A 20,452-nucleotide genomic window follows, 5' to 3' on the forward strand; every position below is an offset into this window, starting at 1 on the left:
CGACCGCGATCACAAGACAAGAAGAAGCAGACATGGCTCAGTCTCAACCGCATGCAGTGCAGCGTCCGCCTGCTGAAGTCCTGTATGCCGATCAGCTCGCCGAGCTGAAGGCGCAGGATGGCGGCCAACCACGTCCGCCGGGCTGGCAACTGAGCCTGACGGCCGCCCGCGCATTCATTGCCGGCGATCGTGCGCTCGGCATTGCGCCGAAGATCGTCGCGCCGATCGCGAGCATCGAGCGCATGCTCGTCACGCTAGCCACCGGCCGCGGGCTGATGCTGGTCGGCGAGCCGGGCACCGCGAAATCGATGCTCTCCGAGCTGCTGGCGGCCGCGATCAGCGGCACGTCGACGCTGACGATCCAGGGCGGCGCATCGATCACCGAAGACCAGATCAAGTACGGCTGGAACTACGCGTTGCTGATCAACGAAGGGCCGAGCCCGCGCGCGCTCGTGCCCGCGCCGCTGTACCAGGGCATGCACGACGGCAAGATCGTTCGTTTCGAGGAAATCACGCGTGCGCCGCTGGAGGTGCAGGACTGCCTGCTCGGCATGCTGTCGGACCGCGTGATGGCGGTGCCCGAACTGCACGGCGAACACGGGATGCTGTATGCGCGCGAGGGCTTCAACATCATCGCGACCGCGAACACGCGCGACCGTGGCGTGAACGAGATGAGCGCTGCGCTCAAGCGGCGCTTCGATTTCGAAACCGTGTTCCCGATTCTCGATTTCGACAGCGAACTCGCGCTCGTGCGCGAAGCCAGCGCGCGCCTGCTGGCCGGCAGCGGCATTCCGGCGGCGGTGCCGCAGCCGGTGCTGGAACTGCTGGTCACCACGTTCCGCGATCTGCGCGGCGGGGCCGGCGACGCGGCGGGCAGCGACGGCGCGATGGATCGGCTGACGGCGGTGATGTCGACGGCCGAAGCGGTGAACGTCGCGCACGCGGTCGGGGTGCGCGCATGGTTTCTCGAGCAGCGCGAAGGGTCGCCGCAGGATCTGGTCGACTGCATCGCCGGCACGGTCGTCAAGGACAACGCCGACGATCGTGCGAAGCTGCGTCGCTACTTCGAACAGAAGGCCGCACGCCGCGAAGGGGCGCACTGGCGTGCGTACTACGCGGCACGCCACCGTCTGCCGTGACGCGCGACATGAACGCAACCGTTCACGGCGACATGCCGGGGCCGGGACGTGTCGTGCCCGGCGCGCACCGTGCGCGCGGCGACCAGGTCAGGTCGGGCGCCATCGGCGGCGCCGCATGCATCGACGTCGACTGACGGGCGCCGCATGCAGACCGACACGTCCGGCGCACCTCACATCGTCGGCATCCGGCATCACAGCCCCGCCTGCGCTCGGCTGGTGGTCGAGCGCATCCGTGCGCGGCGGCCGCGTTACGTGCTGATCGAAGGGCCGGCCGATTTCAACGGCCGGCTCGACGAACTGTATCGTCCGCACCGCCTGCCGATCGCGATCTACAGCTATCTGTCCGGCGATGCCGCGCATTACGGCTCGTGGACCCCGTTCGCCGAACATTCGCCGGAATGGCAGGCCTTGCAGGCGGGGCGCGAAGTCGGCGCGACGGTTCGCTTCATCGACCTGCCCGCGTGGCACACGGCGTTCTCGCGGCTGGAGAACCGCTATGCCGATGTCGCGGACGCCGAACACGAGGCACGCGCCGACACCTACGAGCGCGCGCTGGCGGACACACTTGCCGTGCAGGGCCGCGATGCGTTGTGGGACCACCTGTTCGAGGACGTCGGCGATACGCCCGACGCGCTGGACGAACTCGCGCGACGCCTGTCGACCTACTTCGCGCATCTGCGCGACGACGATCCGGGTTCGCTCGGCAACCAGGCGCGCGAACGGATGATGGCGCGCTGGATCGCGTGGGCGGTCGCCGAAGCCGGCGGGCAGGCGGACGACGTGCTGGTCGTCTGCGGCGGCTACCACGCGCCGGCGCTGGCGCGACTCTGGCGCACGCTGCCGGCTGCGTTGCCCGAGACACCCGAACCGGGCTCGATCGACGATGGTGCCGGCACCGTGCCCGACGAACGGTCGAACGACGCCTGCGTGCTCGATGCGGATTCGCATGCCGTCGACGAGGCCGCGCACGGCGCCCGCTACGGTTCCTATCTCGTGCCTTACACGTTCAAGCGCCTCGACGCATTCGCAGGCTACGCGTCGGGCATGCCTTCGCCGGCCTATTACCAGTGGGTCTGGGCGCACGGTGCCGAAGAGGCCGCGCGGCGGGTGCTCGAGAACGTGATGCAGCGGCTGCGCACGCGCAAGCTGCCGGTATCGACAGCCGACCTGATCGCCGTGCACGTGCGGGCCGAAGGGCTGGCGCGCCTGCGCGGCCATGCGCGGCCGCTGCGTTGCGACTGGCTCGACGCGCTGGCCGGCGCGCTGGTGAAGGATGCGCTCGACGCGCCGCTGCCGTGGACTTATCGCGGGCCGCTGCGGGCCGGCACCGACCCGGTGCTGGTCGAGGCGATGGATGCGCTGGCCGGCGACGTCGCGGGCGAACTGGCGCCCGGCACGCCGCAACCGCCGCTCGTCGCCGCGGTGCGCGACGAACTGGCCGCGCTCGGCATCGTGCTGCGCGGCACGCTGACGCTCGACCTGCTGACCGGCGAAGGGCGTGCGCGCAGCCGCGTGCTGCACCGACTGGCGCTGCTGCGGGTACCCGGCATCGTGCGCCGCCAGGGTGCGCAGCTTGCGATGTCGGGGGAACGCGACGAGGTCTGGCAACTCGGCGAGCCGCTCGAGCAGCAGGCGGCGCTGATCGAAGCCGGCGCGTGGGGCGCGACGCTGTCCGACGCGGCGCGCGCGCGGCTCGAGGATGAATTGCGTCAGGCTGGCGGCCGCATCGCGCCGCTCGCGGATGGCCTGAACCGCGCCGCGTGGGCCGGCCTGGCGGCGCTGAGCGACACATTGCTGGATACGCTGCGTGATGCGGTCGTGCGCGAGCAGCGCTTCGAGTCGCTCGCACCCGCGCTCGGCAACCTGCATATGCTGCTGCGTCATGGCGATCTGCTCGGCATGAACGATGCGCCGGTGTTGCGGATCGTCGTCGAGGCCGGTTTCGATCGCGCACTATGGTTGCTGGAGCCGGCCGCCGCGCTGGCGCCGGCGGAGCTCGACGCGCATGTGCGGGGGCACGTCGCGCTGCGCCGGATCGTGGCCGACGTGTTGGCCGCCACGGATGCTGATGCCCACACGCCACTCGCGATCGAACCGTTACGCGCGCTGGCGGTCTGGCGGCGCAAGGCGGCCGATACGGCGGCAGCACCCGCGAGTCGCGGCGCGGCGCTCGGGGCCCTGCTCGGCCTCGCCGCGCATGCCGGTACCGACGACGGTCAACCCGTCGCCGGCATCGGCGACGCAATGGCGCTGCTGCAGGCGATGCCGGCGGCCGCGCTCGGCGATGCGCTCGGCGGCTTGCTTGCGCTGGCGCGCGAGACACTGGCGAGCGCGCCAGCGTTCGTCGCGGGCATGGATGCGACCGTGCGCGCGCTCCACGACGCCGATTTCGTGCTCGCGCTGCCGGGGCTGCGCGGCGCGTTTGCGTGGTTGCCGCCGCAGGAGCGCGGGCGGCTCGCCGATCAAGTGCTCGCGCTGCACCAGGCGACGCACCTGTCGCGACGCGTGCTGACCGAGCGGCACGCGAACGACGCATCGCCCGAGGAGGCCGCGCACGCCGCGCGCATCGAGGCGCAGGTGCTGGGTCGCCTGCGTCGCTGGGGGCTCACGCCCGACCCGGAGGCGTCGTGACTCACCGATCGACGAGCCGCCACGCGCGCGGCTGCTTGTTCCTTCACCACGATGTCGCGCCGTCACGGCATGGCGCGGCGCGGTTTCCGCGAGTCCTGCCATGCCGCTGAACATTCCCGGCCCGCTCGAACGCTGGCGCCTGCTGCTCGGCGAGCCTGCCGAAGCCGCGTGCGGCACGCCGGGCGCTGACGCACAGGCCGCCGATGCGGCACTCGAATGGCTGTACGGCCGCGACGACGACCGCGCGAAGCGCGGCGAGCGCGGTGCCGGCCTCGGGCCATCCGCGCTGAGCACGCCCGACTGGATCAACACGATCCACACGCTGTTTCCGAAAGAGGTGATCGACCGGCTCGAACGCGATGCGGTCGAGCGCTTCGGCATCGACGAAGTCGTCACGAACCTCGACGTGCTGGAGCGGATCGAGCCGTCCGAATCGCTGCTGCGCGCCGTGCTGCACACGAAGCACCTGATGAATCCCGAGGTGCTGGCGGCCGCGCGGCGGCTGGTTGCCGAGGTGGTCCGGCGCATCATGGAGCGTCTGGCGACCGAGGTGAGGCAGGCTTTCAGCGGCACGCGCGACCGGCGCCGGCGCTCGCGGATGAAGATCGCGCGCAACTTCGACTACACGCGCACGCTGGCCGCGAACCTGCGCCACTGGCATCCCGAGCGGCGCAAGCTGTATCTCGACACGCCGGTCTTCAACAGTCGCACGCGTCGCCAGGTCGAGCCGTGGGACATCGTGCTGCTCGTCGACCAGAGCGGGTCGATGGTGAACTCGGTGATCCACAGCGCGGTGATGGCCGCGTGCCTGTGGCAATTGCCGGGCATGCGCACGCGGCTCGTGGCCTTCGATACGTCGGTGGTCGACCTGACCGCCGACGTATCCGACCCGGTCGAACTGCTGATGAAGGTCCAGCTCGGCGGCGGCACGGACATCGCGAAAGCCGTCGCGTATGCGCAATCCTGCGTCGCGAATCCTGCACGCACGGTCGTCGTGCTCGTCAGCGATTTCTACGAAGGTGGCAGCGGCTACGAACTCGTGCGCCGCGTGAAGGCGCTGGCCGAGAGCGGCGCGCGCGTGCTCGGGCTGGCCGCGCTCGATTCGGTGGCCGAGCCCGCGTACGACCGCGAGATGGCGGCGCGGCTCGTGAACGCCGGCGCGCAAGTCGGCGCGATGACGCCCGGGCAACTGGCCGCGTGGCTCGCCGAGAAGGTGCAGGGATGAGCGCGCCGATGCGTGACGATCTGCTCGAACTGACGCCGGAGGCGCTGACCGCGCTCGCCAATGCCGGGTTCGTCAAGCGGGCGCAGAAGGATGTCGCCGCCGGCGCGGTGCCGGCGCTGGCTGTCGACGGCGAGGGTACGGTGCACGCGTCGTTCGACGACGGCGTGTGGACACGCCTGCCGCCCGGCCGGACCTTGCGTGATGCGGCGTGCAGTTGCACGGCGAGCGGCATGTGCCGGCATCGCGTGATGCTGGTGCTGGCCTATCAGGCGAGCGTGCAGGCAAACGAAGCGGCCGATTCGGCCGATGGGCGTGCAGGTGGTGACGGCAAGACGGGGCAGGCCGATCCGCGCGACAAAGCGGCGTGCAACCGGAATGACGTGGCGAGCGACGAAGCGCGCGACGGCCCGGACGATGCCCCGGAGGATTCCGCCACGAACGGCGCGTCGCCCGCGGATCGCGCATGGAGCCCCGCCGATTTCGACGATGCCGCGCTGGCGGCGAGCTTCGCGCCGTCGGTGCTCGAACAGGCCGCGCGCATGGCGGCTGCACGGCCCGTCGTCGCCGTGCAGCTATGGGCCGGTGCGCAATGGTCTCCGGTTGCACGACTGCCGATGTGCACGGTCCGGTTCTTTTCGCGACGCTCGCTCGCGCATGCGCGCTGCGATTGCCGGCAGGGAAGCGGCTGCGCGCACGTGGTGGTCGCCGTCTGGGCGTTTCGCCAGGCCGGCGCCCCGGCCGACGGCGTATCGGAAACGATCGTCGAGGTGCGTCCGCCGGCCGGCGACGAAGGCGACAGCGACGAACACCAGTCGCCGTTGCGCGACGACGCGGCGCACGCGTTGATCGCCGATCTCGACACGCTGGTGCACGCGCTATGGCTGGACGGTTCGAGCCAGCCACCGATCGCGCTGGCCGCGCGGGTGGAGTCGTTGCGCGGGCGCCTTCGCGAGCGCGGCTGGCAATGGGTCGACGACGCGCTCGACGAAGCCTGGCAACTGGTTCACGCACAACATGCGCGCAGTAGCCGTTTCGAGCCGCTGCGGCTCGTGCGTGTCCTGGCCGAACTGTGGGCGCGCCTGCGTGCGGCGATGTCCGCCGCGACGCAGCGCGACGGTGCCGCGGTGCCGGCCCGTCAGATGCTCGGCATCGGCGTCAAGGGCGAGGTCGAACTCGATCATCTGCGGCTGGTGTCGCTCGGCGTCGAGCTGTGGAGCGACGAGGCGGAAGAGGGGGCGAGCGTGCTGTTCGCCGATCCCGACACGCAGACCGTGATGGTGCTGACGCGAAACTGGCCGCGTGCCGCCGACGTCGCGGCCGGCGGCCGGGCACCGGATCTGGCCGGCCGCCGTGTCGCGGGTTTTCCGTTGCGGCAAATCGCGGCCGGGCAGGTCGTCACGAAAACCGCGAAGCGTCGCGCGAACGGTGCGGTCGACATCGCGGCCGGCGTACGGCAGACGGGCGTGCTGCCGCTGTCACCGAAATCCTGGGACGATCTCGCCGCGCCGATCCGCCAGCCGGGCATCGCGGCGCTCGTCGCGCACCTGCGTGACGCGCTGCCCGATTTCGTGCGGCCGAGACAGGCGGCGAACGGCGCCGCGGCCGGTGCGGCCGGGTCCCTGCACGTCGTCGCGTTCGAGCCGATGGTCGTGCGCTCGGTTCATTGGGATGCGGCCGCTCAGGTGCTGCACGCGCGGCTCGCGCAGCGCGAAGCCGGGGCGGCCGACGCGAGCGTCGACGAGGTGCTGCACCTCGCGTTGCCGCATCGCGCCGTGGCGCCTGGCGCGGTCGATGCGCTGGTGCGCGCGCTGTCCGGCGAATGGGGGGCATTGCGCGCGCTGGCGGGCACCGTGCGCCTGCATGCGGGCACGGCGGTGATGCGGCCGCTGGCCGTGCTGACCGCACAGCGCGCCGTCGTGCTGCAGACCGAAGCGGCGGCGCCGCAACCGCTGCCGCTGGCGGGCGGGCGCGAGCCGTTGCCCGCACTGGTCGCGCTCGCGGAGGACACGCTGGCGCTGCTGGCCGAGTGGCTGCGCCAGGGCATGCGGCATCAGGGCGGCGGCGCGGTCGAGCGTGCGCTGGCGCAGGCCGCGCGGCTGGAGCGCGCCGGCCTCGCCAACGCAGGCCGGCTGCTGCGCGCGCTGGCCGACAGCCTGCGCGCGGCGCAATCGGCGTCGCTACTGGCGCAACTGGGTTCGCTGACGTTGCTGCTGCTGGGCATCGTCGAGCAATGACGGCATGACCGTCGACCGGGCGAGCAGGCAGCGCCCGACATCGCGAGTCGTCGTGCAGGCTGCACGGATCGCGGGATGAATGAACGAGAGGGCGTCGTGGCTGCCTGACGGCCACGGCATGCAGGCGCGGCATCGTGCTGCGTCGTCGATCCGAGTGAGAGGAAGCGGATGCGTCGTTTTGAACTGATCGAAGGCAATTCCAGCAAGTTCTGGGAAGTGGAGCAGGACGGCTCCGGGCTCAATATCCGCTGGGGCCGCATCGGCACCGCGGGCCAGAGCCAGACGAAGTCGTTCGCGGACGACGCGAAGGCGCGCGCCGCGCTCGACAAGCTCGTCAAGGAGAAGACCGGCAAGGGCTATGCGGAAGTCGCGGTGGCGGCCGGCGCGAGCATCGGCGCGACCGCCGCGAAGCCGTCGGCAGCCTCGTCCGCTGTGCCGGAAGCGTCGACAGCGGCAGAATCGGCGGCGAGTACGCAACCCGCAGCGGTGAGGGCGGGGAAGCGTGCGCCGTCCGCGCCGTCGGCCCAACCGGGCGCATCGATGCCGGCTTCCACGGCCACGTCCGCCACCACTCCCGCGGCCGTGCCGCCCGTCGCGGCCGAAAGTTTCGATGCCCAATGCGAGCGCGTCGTCGAAACCGTGCGCGCGCAGATCGCGAACGGTGACATGCAGCCCGGCGAGACGCTGACGGTCGCCGTGATCAAGCGCCGTTACAACGTCGGCGACCAGGGCGCCGCGATGGCGTTCGACCTCCTGAAGTCGCGCCGGCTGCTGTATGGCTGGGGAACGTCGGCCACCGTGCATGAGCATGCGCAGGCGGCTGCTGCGGCGCTCGGCGAGTGGGTAACAACCGAGACTGCCGCCGCACCGGCGCACGCGGCACTCGCGGTCGCCGACACCGCCGTACCGCCGTGGCTCGCGCACGGCGAACCCGTGCGACTGTCGCCGCAGATGCAGCGCGACGCCTATGCGTCGCGCCGCTTTCCCGTCGAGGTGAGCGTGCCCGACGTGCGCGCCGCGTGGCTGAAGATCGAAGGCAAGGACGGTTACTCGATCGACATCGGCGCGACCGATGCGGCGCTGCGCCCGGCCGTCCAGCGGATGCTCGACCGGCTGGCCGCACGCACGCCGATCGCCGGGCCGGTGGCGGATGCGCAAGCCGATGCCGCGCTGTTCGCGCTGGCGATGACCGTCGGCGACTATCACGGCGAAACCACGATCGGCCGCCCGGTCGTCGACTACCTGGTCGCGCAATACGGCTTGACGGGCACGATCGACGTGCTGTTCGATGCGTTGAAAATCCAGGTGCACGCCGACTACGACCGTCAGGCGCAGCGCCGCGTCCATCGTTTCACGACGAATGTCGAAGGCCCGGTGCGCGATAGTTGGCGCGGGCCGATCGTCGGCAGCGAGGCGGCGCTGCGCGAGCATCTCGCCGCAGCGAGCGAGGCGGACTGGCAGGCCTGCGTCGACAGGAGCGAAGCCGCGATCCCGACGCTGCACCCGACCCGCCAGCCGATTCCCGCACTGTTGTTGCCCGATGCGCCGCACTTGTCGAATGCACTGGTGCGCCGGCTGGGCGCCGAGCGCGACGTGCCCGAGACGCTGCACTGGATGCTGCTGACCGCGACCGATCCCGATGCGATCGCCATCGCCGCGAAAATCCGCCCGGACAGCTATGGCCATTCGTTCTGGGGGATGTCGCGGATGGCAGCGACCGTACTGCGCGAGCGCGGCGCGGCGGCGTTCGACGTGCTCGAGAGCGGCGCCGCCGACGATGCGGCGGGCGACGCGCTCGCCGCGATCGGCACGCCCGACGCGGTCGCCGCGCTGGCCAAGGTCGCCAGCGGTTCGAAGGGGGCGCTCGCGCGCCTGTCGCTGTCGCTCGATCGCTGGCCGGTGGCGGGCATGGTCGCGCTGTCGCGGCTCGTGGCCGCGGGCGGCAAGGATGCCGGGCTGCTGACGCCGAGCCTGACGCGCCTGCTGCGCGCGCACACGGCGCACGTCGACGGGCTGCGGCCGTGGCTCGACGCGCCGGCACAGGCGGTGATCGACAAGCTGCTCGCGCTGTTGGCCGGCCCGGCCGACGTTGCATCGGCAGACGAATTGCCGGGCGTGCTGGCGGCGCCGCCGTGGCTGGCCGCGCGGCAGAAGAAGGCCGCGGTGCTGACGCTGGAGCCGCTCGAACTGGCGGCGATCGAACGCTGGGACGAAGCGAAGCGCAACCAGGCGAAAACGCCGGGCCAGTGGGAGGCGAAGCGATTCGCCGAAGCGGAAAAGAACACGTTGACGCTGGTCGCCGGCCTCGGCTTCGACGCGAGCAAGAAGTACTACGGGCCGCTCGGCGAGGCCGCGGCGAAGGCGATCCGGCAAGGCGACGCGCCGGCGTTCGTCGCCGCGTGGCGCGCGATGATCGACGAGCGCAAGCGCGAGCGGTACTTCTGGTACTCGCTGCGCGCCGAGTACCTGACGCTGCTGCCGGCGGCGGTGGCGGTCGACATCTGGAACGCGATTGCGGGCGATTACAGCACGGCCGGCGTCAATATGCTGATGGCGACCTTCGGCTTGCCCGCGTTGCCCGGCCTCATCGCGACCGTGCGCAACAAGCCGACGGAGAATTTCAGTTACGCGCTGAACTACGGCGCCGTCGAATGCGCGCCGATCGCGGCCCGCGCGTTCGCGAAGCTGAAGACGTTGCGCGACGACGGCCGTGCGTGGCTGCTGAAGTTTCCCGAGCATGCGGCCAGCGGCCTGATCGCGCCGTCGCTCGGCAAGCCGGGCGAAGCGCGCGACTGCGCCGGCACCGCGCTGCGTTTGCTGCAGGCGAACGGCCACGAGGCATTGCTGATGGAGGTCGCCGCGCGCTATGGCGACCCCGCCGTGCCGCAGGCGGTGCGCGCGGTGCTCGACGAGAGCCCGCTCGACCGCTTCCCGACCAAGCGCAGCAAGCTGCCCGAATTCTGGCAGCCGCGCGGCTGGCGCCGGCCGGTGCTGAAGAACGGCAAGGCGCTGCCGGACGACGCGCTCGACACGCTCGGCCAGATGCTGACGTTCCCGACCAGTGAAGGGATCTACGGCGGCATCGATGTCGTGAAGGACGCGTGCACGGCGGAGTCGCTGGCCGACTTCTCGTGGGACTGCTTCAACGCATGGCTCGACGCCGGCGCACCGGGCAAGGAGGGCTGGGCGCTGACCGCGCTGGGCCTGTTCGGCAACGACGACACCGCACGCAAGCTGACGCCGCTGATCCGCACGTGGCCCGGCGAATCGGCCCACGCGCGCGCGGCGACCGGCCTCGACGTGCTGGCCTCGATCGGCAGCGACGTCGCGCTGATGCTGCTCAACGGCATTGCGCAGAAGGTCAAGTTCCGTGCGCTGCAGGACCGTGCGCGCGAGAAGATCGATGCGATCGCGGAGGCGCGCGGGCTGTCGCCGGAGGAGCTGGAAGATCGTCTCGCGCCGGATCTCGGGCTCGACGCGCAGGGCACGATGCTGCTCGACTTCGGTCCGCGCGCGTTCCGGGTCGGCTTCGACGAGACACTCAAGCCGTATGTGCGCGAGACCGGCGCCGACGGCGTGGCCGGCGCGCGGCTCGCGGACCTGCCGAAGCCGAAGAAGACCGACGATCCGGTGAAGAGCAAGGAAGCGGTCGAGCGCTTCAAGCTGCTGAAGAAGGATGCGCGCACCATCGCGAGCCAGCAGCTCGCGCGGCTCGAGGTCGCGATGTGCGGCCGCCGCCGCTGGACGCCCGAGGTGTTTCGCGTGTTTCTCGCCGAGCATCCGCTGGTGCGCCACCTGGTTCAGCGTCTCGTCTGGGGGGTGTACGAAGTGGAGGATGGCGGCAACTTCGGCGGCACGTTGAAGGCTTGTTTCCGCGTGGCGGAAGACGGCACCGCGGCCACGGCTGACGACGATGCGTTCACGTTGCCGGAAGGCGCGACGATCCGCATCGGCGTGCCGCATGCGCTGGAAATCGCGCCGGCCGACGCCGCCGCGTTCGGGCAAGTGTTCGCCGACTACGAGTTGCTGCAGCCTTTCGCCCAGCTTGGCCGCGACGTGTACCGGCTGACCGACGATGAGCGCAACGGGCGGCAGCTCGAACGCTGGAAGGGCGTCAAGGTGCCGACCGGCCGTGTGCTCGGGCTCGTCAACAAGGGTTGGCGCCGCGGCCAGGTGCAGGATGCGGGCTGCATCTGGTATTTCACGAAGCCGCTCGGCGCGGGCAAGGTGATCGAACTGTCGCTCGAGCCAGGGATCATCGTCGGGGCGGTCGACATGTATCCGGATCAGGAACTCGGTGCGTTGCAGGCCGGCTCGCCGTCGAACTGGGGCAGCATTCGCGACGCTGATGCGTTGTCGACGCTCGACGAGATCTCGGCAAGCGAGTTGATTCGCGATCTGGAGGGGATGCGCGAGTAACGCGCGCTCGCCACCGAAGCGGGCGGGCACCGCCCCGTCCGCTTCGACCACGCCGACATCGCCCGTCCTTCCTTGCTACGACACCCGCCATGACGCCGCTGACACCCGAATGCCTTGCCGTCCTGCACCGGCCCGTCCTCGACGAAGCCGATCTCTTCACAATCGACGATTTCTTCGAACTGGCTCCAATCGACGCATTGCTTGAGCAGGCGCAGGATCCTGCCTGCGCTGACGCCATCCTGCGCGCGTGTGCGGCCGAACTGCCGGCGCTGCACCCGAACCGGGCGGCGTTGCTGGCGCTGCTCGGTGGCGCGATCGTCGAGCGCGGAGCCGATTCGCGCATCCTGTTTCCGGCCGCGCAGGCGAGGCTTGACGCGTGGCTGCCCGAACTCGCGCCGTTTTGCGCAAGGGCGGTCGAGGAGGGTGACGAGGAAGCCACCGATGACGAACGGCGCGACTGGCAAGCAGCTCGGCAACGGCTAGATGCACAGAGCGCGCGGCAGCGTTGGGAAGTCGATGCGTGGCGGGACGCAGTCGATACGCTGGTTCTGCCGCTGATGGCGATGCTGATGCGCAATCGTGACAATCACCGCGATCTCGTCGCCGATACCGCGTTGCAGTCGTTGCTTGACCGGATGGCCGACAACGACAGTTTGCCGTTCGACCAGTTGCACTTTCTATGCACCGCGTCGGCGTTGAGCTACGAGCCGGAGTGCGTCGTCGTGCTGCCGGCTTCCGGCACGGGTTTCGTCGCCAGCGTGCATGCGGTCAACAACACGTTCCACGCGTTCACGCTGCTGCAGCGCCTGATCGCCGAACACGCGCAGATGCTGCGCGTCGGCAAGCCGATTGCACCGAGGAACGGTGACGAAGAGCAGGACACCTCGGCGTTTCACTGGCTGCAGGCGCATGCGTATGCGAACGGTGTACTCGTCAACCATCTGGCGCTCGCGTGGGGCGAAGCGCCGCTGCGCAGCCACCGCAAGCACGGCCAATGCGTACTGATCGCGCTGGAGACGGAAGAGGGTATCCATCGAAGCTGGAACGGCTTCAATGGTGTGTGCCATCCGGCGCAGAATCCGTCCGTGACGCTGGTGCGGTTCCTGACGCCGGACGAGGTCGCGGCCTATCTGGCTTGACGCGCGGGCCTCGTCCGCATTCGCACGATCGAGGCGTCGTGCACCGCCGCGCTTCCGGCCTCGCCCGGCCCCATCGGGCTAGGCGAGGCTGGAGAAGGACGAACCGCTGTCCGCCGTCTTCGCGCGCAACGCCACAAAAGCCCGCCAGATCCTGCCGACCTCCGTTGGCGGCGACGGCATTGCTGTCCAACGAGCGCCTCGTGCCTGATTTGTTGTCAATGCTCGTCAGAATGCCGCCGCCAGCCCGGCCATATCCTTGTTTTCGGCGTCGATGCGCCGTCGTCGTGCGGGGCGTAGGCAAGGGTAGCGCTGCTGGTCAAGGGCCTCGGGCATTCACTGTCGGCGAACCGCGCCCGTGCCTCCTTGATTGGCGTGCATCTTAAATGAGCGTGCGTCGTGAAAGCTGACAAGTTCTGACATCCGGGGGGCAGGCGGCATCGGGGGCAGGAGCGCGTCGCGTGTTCGGTTATAGTGTCGCCCGATCGCAGACACCAGTACGAATCGCGTGATGTTCCGGCTCATCTTCCTCATCCTGATTACCTGGGCCTCGGGGGCCTTCGCGGCAACGCCGATTACGCTGCCGGACGGAGGGCAGGTCAGCGTCCGCGGCGGCTGGGATCTGTTGCGCGATCCAGGTAACACGCTCACGGTCGAGCGCATGTCGCAGCCCGAGATCGCGCGTGCGTTCATCGGCCAGACGTCGGAGCCCGCGCTCGGCTATGTCAACGGCGCGGCGTGGCTGCGCCTGACCGTGACCCGCCCGGCGAGCGCACCGCCGATGTGGCTGCTGGAATTGCGGTCGTCGCTGCTGAACGACGTCACGCTGTACGTGCCGCAACCGGGTGGCGGATACCAGCGCCACGTCGCCGGTGATCGCATGCCGGTGGCGCAACGCGACATCGCGTACCGCAACCCCGTGTTTCGCCTGGACCTTCCGGCGGGCCAACCGGTCACGCTCTATCTCCGGATCCGCAGCACCAGCACCCTGAGTTTCTCGATGGTGCTGTGGTCGCCCGACGCGTTCATCTCCGCGACGAGCAAGGAATCCTTGCTGTTCGGCCTGCTGGACGCCGCGCATCTCGTGCTGCTCGTCTCGAGCCTGTGGCTGTTCCGGGTGACGCGCGATGCGTCGTTCGGGCTCTTCGGGCTGAGCGTCATCGTGAACCTGCTCACCGCGCTCGGCGCCGAAGGCTACATCTATCAATACCTGCTGCCGGACTTTCCGGTCGCGAGCAATGCCGTCTACCTGCTCAGCTGGCTGCTCGGCACGCCCGCCGGCACGCTGTTCACCGCGCACTACCTCGGCCTGTTCAACGGGCGCTGGCGGCGTCCGACGATCGCTTTCTCCGCACTGACGATCGTCGTCGCGCTGGCGGCCGCGCCGCTGATGCTGGTCGTCAATGTCTGGTGGGTGCGCCCGCTTTACCTGTTCTGGCAGATCGCGGTCATCCTCGCCACGATGGGCGTTTCGCTCTGGCTGACTGCCCGCGGACACCGGCATGCGCGGGTGGTCGTGCTCGTGCTGCTGCTGTTGCTCGGCGGCAGTGCGCTACGTGTCGCGCGCAACGTCGGCTGGATCCCGCCGGGCCTGCTCGCCGACAACGCCGGATATCTGGGGATGCTCGCGTTCATGCTGATCATGAATTCGGCGATCAGCTCGCGCTACAACGCGATGCGCAATGCGATGGAAGCGGCGCAGGCCGACGCATTGCGTGTCGCGCGCCAGGCCGAGCGCGATCTGGAGGCCAAGGTCGCGCTGCGCACCCAGGCACTTCGGGAGGCGATGGAACAGGTGGAAGCGTCGCTCGCGATGGAAAAGCGCGCGCAGGACGAGCAGCGCCAGCTTCTGGCGACCGTCTCGCATGAACTGCGGACGCCGCTGGCGGTCATCGATGCCACGGCGCAAAATCTTGACCTCGACGACGCGGGTACCGATCCGCTGACCTCGTCGCGCTACCAGAAGATCCTGCGCGCGACGCAGCGCTTGACGGTGCTGATCAATGATTCGCTGCACGAGGACGGGTTCGAGCTGCTGCGACGCGGCACCCGCAGCGGCGACACCCGCCTGGCGGCGCTGCTCGAGGATGCGGCCACTGCCGCCGAGGCGCTGTCCGACGGCCACCGCCTCGAAATCGACGCGAAAGACCTGCCGGACGCCTTCGTGTGTGACGGCAGCCTCACGCGCCTCGTGCTGCGCACGCTTGCCGACAATGCCGTCAAATACACTCCCGGCGGCACCCGGATCGCGTTGCGCGGCCGGCGTGTGCCGGGCGGCGTGGAGCTGGAAGTCGAGGACGATGGCCCCGGCATTGCGCCGGCGGACCTGCCGCACGTGTTCGATCGCTTCTTCCGCGGCCGCAACGTGGGCCGCAAGCCGGGAACGGGCCTCGGTCTGCCGCTGGCGCGCCGCATGGTCGAGATGCAGGGCGGCACATTGAACCTGGTCAGTGACGTGGGGCGCGGCTGCCGGGCTACGGTCTTTTTGCCCGCGAACGCGGGCAGGGCGGCTGCCTCCGGTCAGGCGAGCATCAGCGGCGCGGCGAACGTATAACCGGTGCGATGGACGGTCTTCAGCGGTAGTTCCGAACCCGCCTCGCGTCGCCAGCGCTGTCGCAGACGACTGACCATCGTCTCCAGCCTGCGCTCGTCGTAGTCGACCCAGTCGAAACCGAAATCCTCGGCGATTTGCCGTCGGCTCACTGCCTTGGATGGATGCCGCGCCAACAGGGTGAGGAGGGCGATTTCGCTTGCCGACAGTTCGAGCCGGCCGCCGACCGGCGCGGACAGCACGCGCGCCTGACAGTCGAGCCGCCAGTCGTTTGCCACCCGGCGGCCGAGTGCCTGGAGAATAGCGTCGAGTTCGACCAGTTTCACCGGCTTGACGAGATAGTGATCGGCTCCGCCGATCAGGCCGTCGATCTTGTCCTGCGTGTCCCCGCGCGCGGTCAGCATGACGATGCCGCAGTCGCGATGCCGCGCCCTGAGCCACACGGCCGCATCGAAGCCGCTCCCGTCGGGGAGCATCACGTCGATGATCGCAAATGCGAGATCCAACGCCCGTTCCTGGAACTCCGCGACCGTACCGGCCTGATCGACGGTCCAGCCGCGTTTTTCCAGGAACGCGGCGATTTCTTCGCGCAACTCGACTTCGTCGTCGAGCAACAGCACTTTGGCCATACCGCTCTACCCTGGATCCGCGTTGTGTGGTTGCGGAGTCTTGGCTTATGCCTGTTCCGATCGGTGGTGCCGCCGCGTTGGATAGCGCGATGCAGCCGTCATCGGCCCCGCGTTTGCCCGCGCTTTGCCGGCGCGGGGATTTTAGCCGAACGAGGCGGCTGCGGTCGTATTTCGCGGCAAAAGATCGAGGTGCGGGACGAATGTGAGGCTGGCCCCGGCAAGCAGTGCCATCCTGTGAGCCCGACTTTGCAATGAGAGGCGCGGCGAGCTTGCCGCGCCCCATCGGGTCGTGCCGCGTTACTTGACGGAGCTCGCGCTGACCTTCGCGAAATCCAGGCTGCCGAAGCCGGTGTCGTCGTCCCAGCCGGCCTTCGCGGTGTAGCCGTGGCTACTGTAGCCGTTGTTGCCCGACGTCACGTCGTGGCGCAGCGACGTATTGGTCGGCAGGCCTTGGTAGAACGCCGAAGTCGGCAGGCCGAGGCTGTTGTTGTTGGCCGATTCGACGCGTGCCCAGCCGCCGACGAAAATCGGCGACGCGAGGCTCGTACCGCCGACGAGCTGGTTCGTCTGCCCGTTGATGACGATGTACGCGCCTGTCGCCTGCGCGGCGTCGAACGCCACGTCGGGCAGCACGCGCTTCGTCACCGTGCTGCCGAGCGCGGCGGTCTGCCAGCTCGGCGCGGTCTCGAACGCGCTCACGCCGCCGCCCGTTGCCCAGATCCGCACGGCGTTGTCGACCGGGTTGCCGTTGCTGTCGAGGTCCGCATAGGCGACGCCTTCGTTCCACACGGTTTCGCCGGCCCACGTCGTGGTGCCGGTGGTCGAGAGCGTCGTGCCGCCGACGGCGACGACGTACGGCGAGCTCGCGGGCGACGACACGCTGTACTTGGACAGGTTGATCGTCGTCTTGACCGACGTGCCGTTGTACGTGCCGATATAGCCGGGCGCGCCTTGCGGTGACGTAGACCACTGATAGACGCCTGCATCGCCGGCCGAGACCGAGAAGACTTGCCCTTGTGCGACAGCCTGCTTGAATACCGCGTCGTCGGCCGCGAGCGAGCCGTCCGAGTTGGCGGCCGTTTCGTCGAGGCCGAGCGACACGTTGATGACGGTCGCCTTGTTGTCGGTCACCGCCTTGTTGTAGGCGGCGGTCAGCGTCGCGTCGGTGAGGCCGCTGTCGTTGCTGTCGCCGTTGATGGCCGAGTAGAAGATCAGCTGTTTGACGCCGCCCGACGTGCCGATGATGTCCTGGCTGTCGAGATCCCACTCGCCCGGATCGCCGTCGTCGGCCAGTGTGCCGGAGCCGCCCGCGACCACTGCCGTGTTGACGGTTGCCAGGCCGGCGTTCTGCGTGAAGGTGTTCAGGTCGGCGATGGTCTGGGTCATGTCGCCCCAGGTGATGATGCCCACCGTGGTGTTGGTCGCGGCGGGCAGGCCGCTCGCGTCATAGATTTTTGCGAAATCGGTCGGCTGGTGGCCGACTTGCTGCGACGCCGCTGACGCATTCTTCGAAACCGCATTCGGTTCGATGACGGCGGCCGGCGCGAAGCGGTGCAGCAGGCGATGCGGCACGGCGGCGTTCTGCAGGCCGAGCACGGAATCGACGATCGAGCCGAGCGAGGCCGGGATCAGTGCCGCCGAATCGTTCGCGTAGACCGGCTTGCCGCGATAGTTGAAGCGCTTGATGCTCGCCTGGAAGCCGCGCTGCACGTTGCCGGCATTGCCGTCGGCGGAGATCAGTGTGTTGTTGTCAGAGACTGTGATGTTGCTGAAGCCGTTCGCCTTCAGGTGAGCGACCACGGTTGCGACCTGTGCGTCGGTCGGCGAGAAGCGCGCCTTGAACTGGGCGGGTGTGAGGTACTTGTGATAGCTCGCGCTACCCGGCTGGTTGACGTCGCGAAGGAACGTGTCGAGCTGGTCCGCGTTGCGATTCTTCAGAACCACGGTCACGTGCAGCGGCTGGCTCAATTCGAGCGGCGTCACGTGCGTATCGGTAAGCGCCGGCGTGCCGACGCTGTTCAGCGAGTAGCTGGGCGCCGCAGCGGACGCGGCCAGTGCCTGCGATGCGCCCGCGGCCGGTGCATTGGACAGGAGGAACGCGCTGGTGCGGGTCTGGACCCAGTTGGTTGCCGCCTGGGCGGACAACGGGACCATCGTGGCTGCTACTCCAACTGCAATTGCCGTCAGCGCAAAGCGTTGCAGGAGTTTGCGATTGACGTATTGAGTTCTCTGCATTGTGAGCTCCGAGATTTCGACGAAGAACGGGTGCGGCGCGCGGCCCGGATCGCGGGTAGCGAAGGGCGGCCGATGCAACCTGACGCAAGCCAGAACGATCAGCAGAATTCAAGGCGACATAAGTATTCCTCCCCACCCACCATCAGAAATGGAGGCCGGTCGGGTATCGGGCTCGCGTATCGCGGGCACCGATTCTGCGCTCGGCCCTCTTGTTTGTCGGGCCCCACCGCGATCCTGCGTGCGCGGGTCCGACAATTGCTTTGGGTACAGTCCGCGGTTTGCGGATAGAACAGCTTCGATTTGCTATCTATTGATTAGGAATGCAATTTATTTGAGTCGAAAAGACCGTATTGCGATGCCATTTGACGACCTGGGCTGCTACGGTTGTTCCAGCCGATTGCAATGCTGCATGGGACTGACGATGCAACTTCGTGTGGCGCGAGCGGTGTGGTTCGGCAAGCTAGGCTCGGCGGATGAAACCTGCCGTGCCGTCAAGCAGATCGCGATGCTGACGACGTTTCCTTGCGACGCATTGTGACGAAACGGTCCAGTCTGAAGCGAAGCTGGATGGCGGTGAGTCGAGAAACTTTCCCTCGCGGAATTAATTACGGCTTTGTGAGACGGATATCGCCATCACGATGGTGTAATCAAAACGGAAGTTATTTGTCGGGTTTTTGGTTTATTGCGCCATTCAAACTCCAATCGGCATTTATTGCGGGAAAAGATAACAAGGAAGAAAACGGAGCGTCAAATATTTTTTGATGAAATCTAAAATGTTTAGATCGAGGTTTGGCAGGGTTGCCGAGAAAGGTTTCAAAGCTTGCAGTAGTCGTAAGTAGAACGTAGGGGTGTCGAGCTGAATGCGCGGGGCGACGTGAACCGGTTCCTTGGGTGAACGTCCCTCGGGTTGGGAATCAAGAGACTCGCTTCGACGCTGTTCGTTCGAGCGTGGGTGCGCTGTAAGTACTTGGAAAGCGAGACAGCGAGTGATCTATTGACATTGAAAGTGGCAATACACGTGGGGCAAGGTCGTGCAACACTGTCAGCGATTTCGATACCCGGCGTGTTTCACGTCAGGTCAACACCATGTTCAGATTCTCGTCATCCGGCAGCGGCCGATGCGCATTGAAATCGCTCTTCGGCGGCTTTGCGAAGCGTGCGTTGTAGGCTGCCATGAAGGAGGGCGCGTAAGCGTTGGCGTCGGCCACCGTGCTGATCCCGCGCAGCCGCAGTTCCTTCACGAGCCGGTCTTGCAAGGTCAGGTGCGCACGCTCGACACGGCCCTTGGCCGAGCTGCTGTTCGCGCAAAATATATCGATGTTCAATTCGTACATGGCTCGGCCAAAGTGCGTCACGCTGCGGCCCGTTTCATGAGCCTTGACGCTACGAAACACGCTCGCTTTGTCGCTGTAGAGCGCTCCAGGTTTGCCGTAACGCTCGATGTACGCCCGCGTTGCTTCGAAATAGCTGAAAGTCGATTCGCTCGCCGTAAAGTGGAGATACATCAACCGACTCGTCGCATCGTCGACGTACACCAGCAAGGTGCACTGCGGCGCCCGGTTCTCGAACCACGCATGCTCGCTACCGTCGATCTGAATCAGTTCGCCCAAGCAGGCGCGCCGGGCCCGCGGCTGATAGACCTTCGGCGGCCGCTGCCGGCGTGGCACCCACAAACCGGCATCCGTCATCAGCCGCCGTACCGTTTCCTTGGCCAACTGGATGCCATGGCACTCGGACAACTTCTCGCAGGCCAGCGTCGGGCCAAAATCCGCGTAGCGCTCGCGAATGATCGTCAGCGCTCGCCGAGCCAGTTCCTCGTCCAATCGCCGGTTCCCCGGACGACCACGTTTGCGCGACGTCAGTCCAACCGCGCCAGATTCCCGGTACCGAATCACTAGCCGTTCGATCTGCCGGACCGTCAGGCCCAGTCGTTCGGCCGCGCGGCCAGGCTTCAGCCCCGAATCCACTACAGCCTGGATGACCTTCAGACGGTCGAGTTCTCGCATGTTCAATGTCACCAGTGCTGTTCGGTGCATCGCCGGCTCCATGATCTGACGGTGAGCCGGCAAGCTTACCGAGGTTCAAACACGACATTTCTAAATGGCTAGAACACGACATTTCTAAAAAGCTACTACACCAAATGTCATACCCGGATTCAGATGTCGTAGCGCCAGCTAAATACAGATGTCGCATGTTTCTCGGCCTTTCCGTCCTTCAGCGTTGAAGCGCCGAGCCTGAAGCAGCAGGGCGCTT

General features: G+C 67.9%; 11 protein-coding genes and 1 pseudogene. 9 read left to right on the forward strand and 3 right to left on the reverse strand.

Going from position 1 to position 20,452, the window contains the following annotated elements:
• The first annotated feature begins 32 nt into the window (after nucleotides 1-32).
• The 8 genes from HWX39_RS24985 (at nucleotide 33) to HWX39_RS25015 (ending at nucleotide 15,338) form a co-directional block, all read left to right on the forward strand.
• Nucleotides 33-1,139 carry an AAA family ATPase gene (locus tag HWX39_RS24985; RefSeq protein WP_175970481.1) on the forward strand — a complete coding sequence of 369 codons (1,107 nt, stop codon included), beginning with the start codon at nucleotides 33-35 and terminating at the stop codon, nucleotides 1,137-1,139.
• A gap of 8 nt (nucleotides 1,140-1,147) precedes the next feature.
• Nucleotides 1,148-1,273 carry a hypothetical protein gene (locus HWX39_RS36690; protein ID WP_279613110.1) on the forward strand — a complete coding sequence of 42 codons (126 nt, stop codon included), beginning with the start codon at nucleotides 1,148-1,150 and terminating at the stop codon, nucleotides 1,271-1,273.
• A gap of 10 nt (nucleotides 1,274-1,283) precedes the next feature.
• Nucleotides 1,284-3,770 (forward strand): DUF5682 family protein, encoded by a 2,487-nt coding sequence (locus tag HWX39_RS24990; protein WP_175970482.1) that lies wholly within the window; start codon nucleotides 1,284-1,286, stop codon nucleotides 3,768-3,770.
• Between the two features lie 100 nt (nucleotides 3,771-3,870).
• A complete protein-coding gene (locus HWX39_RS24995) occupies nucleotides 3,871-4,995 on the forward strand; it encodes a VWA domain-containing protein (RefSeq protein ID WP_175970483.1) in 1,125 nt (374 codons plus the stop codon).
• On the forward strand, nucleotides 4,992-7,229 hold the full coding sequence (locus HWX39_RS25000) for an SWIM zinc finger family protein (RefSeq protein WP_175970484.1): 2,238 nt from the start codon (nucleotides 4,992-4,994) through the stop codon (nucleotides 7,227-7,229). The genes HWX39_RS24995 and HWX39_RS25000 overlap by 4 nt, the downstream gene beginning before the upstream one ends.
• A gap of 168 nt (nucleotides 7,230-7,397) precedes the next feature.
• Nucleotides 7,398-11,648, forward strand: coding sequence for a DUF4132 domain-containing protein (locus HWX39_RS25005; RefSeq protein ID WP_175970485.1), 4,251 nt, complete (start codon nucleotides 7,398-7,400; stop codon nucleotides 11,646-11,648).
• A gap of 89 nt (nucleotides 11,649-11,737) precedes the next feature.
• Nucleotides 11,738-12,787, forward strand: coding sequence for a hypothetical protein (locus HWX39_RS25010; protein ID WP_175970486.1), 1,050 nt, complete (start codon nucleotides 11,738-11,740; stop codon nucleotides 12,785-12,787).
• A 508-nt stretch (nucleotides 12,788-13,295) separates the two neighbouring features.
• Nucleotides 13,296-15,338 carry a sensor histidine kinase gene (locus HWX39_RS25015; RefSeq protein ID WP_175970487.1) on the forward strand — a complete coding sequence of 681 codons (2,043 nt, stop codon included), beginning with the start codon at nucleotides 13,296-13,298 and terminating at the stop codon, nucleotides 15,336-15,338.
• On the opposite strand, the gene HWX39_RS25020 is transcribed toward HWX39_RS25015, so the two are convergent.
• Nucleotides 15,305-15,964, reverse strand: a complete 660-nt coding sequence (locus HWX39_RS25020) for a response regulator transcription factor (protein WP_175970488.1) — start codon at nucleotides 15,962-15,964, stop codon at nucleotides 15,305-15,307. The two genes, HWX39_RS25015 and HWX39_RS25020, sit on opposite strands and share 34 nt — an antisense overlap.
• Before the next feature lie 297 nt (nucleotides 15,965-16,261).
• The gene (locus HWX39_RS25025; protein WP_175970489.1) at nucleotides 16,262-18,199 is read right to left on the reverse strand and encodes a S53 family peptidase; all 1,938 of its coding nucleotides are present in this window, start codon (nucleotides 18,197-18,199) and stop codon (nucleotides 16,262-16,264) included.
• Nucleotides 18,200-18,608: 409 nt separating this feature from the next.
• On the opposite strand from HWX39_RS25025, the gene HWX39_RS36695 reads away from it, so the two are divergent.
• Nucleotides 18,609-18,737, forward strand: coding sequence for a hypothetical protein (locus HWX39_RS36695; protein ID WP_279613111.1), 129 nt, complete (start codon nucleotides 18,609-18,611; stop codon nucleotides 18,735-18,737).
• Nucleotides 18,738-19,275: 538 nt separating this feature from the next.
• Here HWX39_RS36695 and HWX39_RS25030 read toward each other — a convergent pair.
• A pseudogene (locus tag HWX39_RS25030) lies at nucleotides 19,276-20,235 on the reverse strand (ISNCY family transposase); the annotation flags it as partial.
• Between the last annotated feature and the right edge of the window lie 217 nt (nucleotides 20,236-20,452).

This window comes from Burkholderia sp. BCC0322, assembly GCF_902833045.1.
In the GTDB taxonomy this organism is placed as follows: Bacteria; Pseudomonadota; Gammaproteobacteria; order Burkholderiales; family Burkholderiaceae; genus Burkholderia.

Excerpts from the sequence above, each read along its gene's own strand:
- HWX39_RS24985 (WP_175970481.1), top strand. The coding sequence starts at position 33 with ATGGCTCAGTCTCAACCGCATGCAGTGCAGCGTCCGCCTGCTGAAGTC.
- HWX39_RS36690 (WP_279613110.1), top strand. The coding sequence starts at position 1,148 with ATGAACGCAACCGTTCACGGCGACATGCCGGGGCCGGGACGTGTCGTG.
- HWX39_RS24990 (WP_175970482.1), top strand. The coding sequence starts at position 1,284 with ATGCAGACCGACACGTCCGGCGCACCTCACATCGTCGGCATCCGGCAT.
- HWX39_RS24995 (WP_175970483.1), top strand. The coding sequence starts at position 3,871 with ATGCCGCTGAACATTCCCGGCCCGCTCGAACGCTGGCGCCTGCTGCTC.
- HWX39_RS25000 (WP_175970484.1), top strand. The coding sequence starts at position 4,992 with ATGAGCGCGCCGATGCGTGACGATCTGCTCGAACTGACGCCGGAGGCG.
- HWX39_RS25005 (WP_175970485.1), top strand. The coding sequence starts at position 7,398 with ATGCGTCGTTTTGAACTGATCGAAGGCAATTCCAGCAAGTTCTGGGAA.
- HWX39_RS25010 (WP_175970486.1), top strand. The coding sequence starts at position 11,738 with ATGACGCCGCTGACACCCGAATGCCTTGCCGTCCTGCACCGGCCCGTC.
- HWX39_RS25015 (WP_175970487.1), top strand. The coding sequence starts at position 13,296 with ATGTTCCGGCTCATCTTCCTCATCCTGATTACCTGGGCCTCGGGGGCC.
- HWX39_RS25020 (WP_175970488.1), bottom strand. The coding sequence starts at position 15,964 with ATGGCCAAAGTGCTGTTGCTCGACGACGAAGTCGAGTTGCGCGAAGAA.
- HWX39_RS25025 (WP_175970489.1), bottom strand. The coding sequence starts at position 18,199 with ATGCAGAGAACTCAATACGTCAATCGCAAACTCCTGCAACGCTTTGCG.
- HWX39_RS36695 (WP_279613111.1), top strand. The coding sequence starts at position 18,609 with ATGGGACTGACGATGCAACTTCGTGTGGCGCGAGCGGTGTGGTTCGGC.